This window comes from Acidovorax sp. KPB24-03 (genome assembly GCF_057546605.1).
Map to the genome: position 1 here is coordinate 1 of NZ_BAAJYR010000309.1, position 4,236 is coordinate 4,236.

Below are 4,236 nucleotides of genomic sequence, written 5' to 3' on the forward strand. Positions count from 1 at the left end.
GCTTGCCGGCCGCCGCGCGCTTGGCGGCGCCCAGCATGGCGTACTGCGTGAGCTTTTCCAGGCTGCCGCGCACGGTCTCGCGCGAGTGGTGCAGCAGCCGCGCGCGCATCACGTGGCGCGGCACGCCGGGCTCGGTGAGCACGGCCTCCTCGTGGACCACGCCCACGTACTCGCGCAGCATGTCGCGCCGGAACAGGCGCTCCACGGTCGAGGTGGTGCGCAGGTAGCGCAACTCGTGGCCGAAGGCCACCATGCGCCAGCGGATCTTCCACACCGCGCGCTCGCCCGAGCGCACGATGGCCTGCAGCTCCTCGCGGAAGTCGGGGCCCATCACCTCGTCGGCGTCGAGAAAGAAAACGTAGTCGCCCGTGGCATGCGCCAGCAGGCGGTTGCGCTGCACGGCAAAGCCCTGCCAGTCGGGATACACATGCACCTGGGCACCCAGGCGCCGCGCCACGGCCACGGTGTCGTCCGTGCTGCCGCTGTCCACCACCACGATCTGGTCGGCGAACGAGGCGCTCGCCAGACAGGCCTCGATGCGGTGGCCCTCGTTCAGCGTCAGCACCGCCACCGTGAGCGTGGGGCGGGCCGCGCTGCCGCGTTCAGCCGGCATCAATCAGTGGCCGGAGTGGACGCGTTCTCCCGCCTTCAGGCGGTACACCGTGCCGCAATAGGGGCACTTGGCCTCGCCCGTGTGGGCGACGTCCAGGTACACCTTGGGGTGGGTGTTCCAGATCTTCATGTCCGCCTTGGGGCTCGGGCAGAAGACGCCGCCCTGGGGGTTGAGGTCTTTGGCGACCAGTTCGACGATGGCTTGCGACATGTTCTTCAGACCTTGGTGAGCCAGTGGGCGTATTGGGGGTTGCGGCCGTTCACGATGTCGAAGAAGGCGCTCTGGATCTTTTCGGTGATCGGGCCGCGCGAGCCGCTGCCGATGGCGAGGCGGTCGAGTTCGCGGATGGGCGTCACTTCGGCGGCGGTGCCGGTGAAGAAGGCCTCGTCGGCGATGTACACCTCGTCGCGGGTGATGCGCTTTTGCACCAGCTCCAGGCCCAGGTCCTTGCAGATGTGGACGATGGTGTTGCGCGTGATGCCGTTGAGCGCGCCGGCCGACAGGTCGGGCGTGTACACCACGCCGTTCTTGATGATGAAGACGTTCTCGCCCGCGCCCTCGGACACGAAGCCGGAGGCGTCCAGCAGCAGGGCCTCGTCGTAGCCGTCGTCCAGGGCCTCCATGTTGGCCAGGATCGAGTTGGTGTAGTTGCTCACCGCCTTGGCCTGCGTCATGGTGATGTTGACGTGGTGGCGCGTGTAGCTGCTGGTCTTGACGCGGATGCCGCGCTTCATGCCCTCTTCGCCCAGGTAGGCGCCCCAGGCCCAGGCCGCCACCATCAGGTGGATCTGGTTGCCCTTGGGGGACACACCCAGCTTCTGCGAGCCGATCCAGGTCAGCGGGCGCAGGTAGCACGATTCGAGCTGGTTCTCGCGCACCACGGCCTTCTGGGCCTCGTTCACCTCGTCGCGGGTGAACGGAATGGTCATGCGCAGGATCTTGGCGCTGTTGAACAGGCGCTCGGTGTGCTCCTCGAGGCGGAAGATCGCCGTGCCGTCGGCCGTCTTGTAGGCACGCACGCCTTCGAAGGCGCCGCAGCCGTAGTGCAGCGTGTGGGTCAGCACATGGATCTTGGCGTCGCGCCAATCGACCATCTGGCCGTCCATCCATATCTTGCCGTCACGGTCGGCCATCGAGGGAGCTACGGGACTCATGGGGTTCCTTTGGAATTGCTGGAAGTCGCAAAACCCGCGATTTTACGAGTCTGCGCGGGCAGGGGCCGCCACATCCGCCGGCGCCTGGGGCGCATCCTCCTGCGGCACGGGCCGCACGAGCGCCCATTCCACCAGCTTGCCGGCCCGGAATTCGCACGTCACGTGCGACTGCGTGCCGTCGGTCCAGCGGTAGCGCTCGGGCTCCTCGCCGTCGGCCGACAGCGGCTCGCCCAGCGAACGCGTCATGGCCACCACGTGCATGAGATTGACCCCCTTGCGCAGCTTGGCATTGAGCATGACGGCGCTGCCCACGTGGCCGATGGGCCGGTCGGCCGCCTTGCGCATGACGTTCATGAGCCGGGTGAAATGCAGCAGCGCCCACATCACGAGCCCGCCCCCGACCGCCATGACGCCCTGCCAGCCATAGGAGCGGTGGGCCGCGAAGACCAGCACCGCGATGCCGACGGGAATGAAGAGGTTGCGCAGATTCATGGGGCGAGATTGTCCTATGGCGGCCGCCGGGGCCGGGTGTGGATGGTGCGTAGGCGCGGCATCGCCGCCCGGCGGGCGGCCGTCAGCCCATGCCGCGCACCACCTCCATCGCCTCCTCCACGCGCTCCACCGCATGGATGGTGATGCCCTCGATGGGCTTCTTGGGCGCATTGGCCTTGGGCACCACGGCCACGCTGAAGCCCAGCTTGGCCGCCTCCTTGAGCCGCTCCTGCCCGCGCGGGGCCGGGCGCACCTCGCCGGCCAGCCCCACTTCGCCGAAGGCGATGAACCCGCGGGGGAGTGCTTTGCCGCGCAGGCTGGAGGTGATGGACAGCATCACCGCCAGGTCGGCCGCGGGCTCGCTGATGCGCACGCCGCCCACGGCGTTCACGAACACGTCCTGATCCATGCAGGCCACGCCGGCATGCCGGTGCAGCACCGCCAGCAGCATGGCCAGGCGGTCGCGGTCCAGCCCCACCGACAGCCGGCGCGGACTGGGGCCGCCCTCGTCCACCAGCGCCTGGATCTCCACCAGCATGGGCCGCGTGCCCTCCAGCGTGACCAGCACGCAGCTGCCCGGCACGGGCTCGCTGTGCTGGCTCAGGAAGATGGCACTCGGGTTGGTCACGCCCTTGAGGCCCTTTTCCGTCATGGCGAACACGCCGATCTCGTTGACCGCGCCGAAGCGGTTCTTGATGGCGCGCACCAGGCGGAACTGGCTGTGCGTGTCGCCTTCGAAGTACAGCACCGTATCGACCATGTGCTCCAGCACGCGCGGGCCGGCGAGCGCCCCCTCCTTGGTGACGTGGCCCACGAGGATGATGGTCACGCCCGAGGCCTTGGCCGCCCGCGTGAGGTGCGCCGCGCACTCGCGCACCTGGGCCACCGACCCGGGCGCGCTCGTGAGCTGGTCGGAGTACACCGTCTGGATCGAGTCGATCACCGCCACGGCCGGCTGGGTGGCATCGATGGTGGCGAGGATTTTTTCCAGCTGGATCTCGGCCAGCACGTTCACCTGGCTGTGGTCCAGGCCCAGGCGGCGCGAGCGCAGCGCCACCTGGGCGCCGCTTTCCTCGCCCGTCACGTACAGCGTGGGCAGGCCCACGCGCTGCAGCGCATCCAGCGCCTGCAGCAGCAGCGTGGATTTGCCGATGCCCGGGTCGCCGCCGATCAGCACCACGCCGCCCTCCACGATGCCCCCGCCCAGCACCCGGTCCAGCTCGTCGATGCCGCTCGGCGTGCGGGCGATGTCGGTCGCCTCGATGGCGGCCAGCGGCATCACCGCCTGGGCCTGGGCCAGGCCCGAGAACTGCGGCGCGCTGAGCCGGTTTTTGCCCGGGCCGGCCTCGGCCACGGTTTCGACCAGGGTGTTCCAGGCACCGCAGGCCGGGCATTTGCCCAGCCAGCGCGGGCTGGTGCCGCCGCACTCGGAGCAGGTGAAGAGGGTTTTTTCTTTGGCCATGGCAGGGATCGGGAAACGGGGCAGCAGGGGGGATCGCAGCGGGGCGGCATGCCCGGCGGCGGCCAGCCCACAGCGGCCCCAAGCCGGGCGCCAGCGGGGGTGCGCGGCCTGAAAGTAAGCAATTGCGATGTCAACCCTATCCTACCCCGCGCCTGCTGGAGCCTGCCTAGCATGCCCATTCCAGCGGCAGTCCGCCGCACGCCATTCAAGGAGATACAACCCATGACCCCAACCACCATGAACGCTTCGGCCACCCCTTCCCGCCGCTGGCTCGCCGCCGCCCCGCTGATCGTCGTGTCCGCCCTGGCGCTCACCGCCTGCGACCGCAACAAGCCAGCCGACACGCCCACCAACACCGCACCCGTCACCACCCCGGCGCCGACGACCCCCGCCACCCCCGCCCCTGCCACGCCGGCCACGCCTGCGTCGGACGCCGGCATGTCCTCCACCCCGTCTTCCTCCGCCCCGGCCGGCGGCGCCGTGTTCGGCGGCAGCACGCCGGCGCCGGCCACCGC

Annotated in this window: 6 protein-coding genes; 1 reads left to right on the forward strand and 5 read right to left on the reverse strand. The window is 69.5% G+C overall.

What is annotated here, in order from left to right; all coding sequences use genetic code 11:
- The 5 genes from AC27KI_RS19780 to radA form a co-directional block, all read right to left on the reverse strand.
- Positions 1-613: glycosyltransferase family 2 protein (locus AC27KI_RS19780; RefSeq protein ID WP_487115411.1), on the reverse strand; the 613-nt coding region annotated here is incomplete at its 3' end.
- A gap of 3 nt (positions 614-616) precedes the next feature.
- Positions 617-823: a zinc-finger domain-containing protein gene (locus AC27KI_RS19785; protein WP_272549760.1), complete on the reverse strand. Its 207-nt coding sequence runs from the start codon at positions 821-823 to the stop codon at positions 617-619.
- A gap of 5 nt (positions 824-828) precedes the next feature.
- Positions 829-1,767, reverse strand: a complete 939-nt coding sequence (locus AC27KI_RS19790) for a branched-chain amino acid transaminase (protein WP_272565924.1) — start codon at positions 1,765-1,767, stop codon at positions 829-831.
- 42 nt (positions 1,768-1,809) lie between these two features.
- A complete protein-coding gene (locus tag AC27KI_RS19795) occupies positions 1,810-2,259 on the reverse strand; it encodes a glycerate kinase (RefSeq protein ID WP_272565926.1) in 450 nt (149 codons plus the stop codon).
- A gap of 82 nt (positions 2,260-2,341) precedes the next feature.
- Positions 2,342-3,721, reverse strand: coding sequence for a DNA repair protein RadA (gene radA / locus AC27KI_RS19800; RefSeq protein WP_284394641.1), 1,380 nt, complete (start codon positions 3,719-3,721; stop codon positions 2,342-2,344).
- 222 nt (positions 3,722-3,943) lie between these two features.
- Between radA and AC27KI_RS19805 the strand changes: the two genes are divergently transcribed.
- The coding region (locus tag AC27KI_RS19805; protein ID WP_487115413.1) for a hypothetical protein at positions 3,944-4,236 on the forward strand (293 nt) is incomplete at its 3' end.

Excerpts from the sequence above, each read along its gene's own strand:
- AC27KI_RS19785 (WP_272549760.1), bottom strand. The coding sequence starts at position 823 with ATGTCGCAAGCCATCGTCGAACTGGTCGCCAAAGACCTCAACCCCCAG.
- AC27KI_RS19790 (WP_272565924.1), bottom strand. The coding sequence starts at position 1,767 with ATGAGTCCCGTAGCTCCCTCGATGGCCGACCGTGACGGCAAGATATGG.
- AC27KI_RS19795 (WP_272565926.1), bottom strand. The coding sequence starts at position 2,259 with ATGAATCTGCGCAACCTCTTCATTCCCGTCGGCATCGCGGTGCTGGTC.
- radA (WP_284394641.1), bottom strand. The coding sequence starts at position 3,721 with ATGGCCAAAGAAAAAACCCTCTTCACCTGCTCCGAGTGCGGCGGCACC.